Raw genomic sequence first — 691 nt, 5'->3', positions numbered from 1 at the left:
TTTCTTCGCGATGCAATTTGATACCTTAAGCGCAAATACTTATAAATATTGTGGAGAAAGAAATGAAGTGTCATCGCATAGAAGAGCTACTTGAGCTATTAGAGCCTGAGTGGCAAAAAGACCAAGAAATGAACCTGCTGCAATTCATCGTCAAACTGGCGCAAGAGGCGGGCTACGACGGCAAGTTGGAAGATCTCTCCGACGACGTACTGATCTACCATCTTAAAATGCGCAACAGCAGCAAAGACGAAATGATCCCGGGCCTGAAGAAAGACCAAGAAGATGACTTCAAAACCGCCATCTTACGTGCTCGCGGCATCATCAAATAAACACGTCTCACGACTTTCGAAGCGACTCCTCAGAGTCGCTTTTTTTATAACTAAATCAAATAGATTTTTAATACAGTTATAACTGTTCAGCCGTTTATTAGGTTAACTGTACTGACTTTTGTTGTTAAACGTAGACTGCGTTAAAGAAAAGGAATTGTTATTGCTTGTATAATCGCCGTTTATCAGTATTAACTAAAATAATTAATAGCAATGTCACAGAGCGACATCACCAGAAATGCCGCCGTACATTATAAAAAAGCCTAAGAAGGATGAGTGCATGAGTCAGGACAAGATCGATATCAAAGATGTGACTCCCAAGACTTTTAACCCGAAAACCCACAAAGGAAACGGGGATCGTTTTA

At 40.5% G+C, this 691-nt stretch carries 1 protein-coding gene; it reads left to right on the top strand.

Annotated elements, in window-relative coordinates:
• The first annotated feature begins 62 nt into the window (after positions 1-62).
• Complete coding sequence (locus R7Q48_RS27595; protein WP_005461387.1) at positions 63-329, top strand: YihD family protein; 267 nt, start codon at positions 63-65, stop codon at positions 327-329.
• The last annotated feature ends 362 nt before the right edge of the window (positions 330-691 follow it).

This window comes from Vibrio sp. 378 (assembly GCF_033339435.1).
Note: the sequence above shows the minus strand (reverse complement) of the source record. Positions and strands in the feature narration are given on the sequence as shown.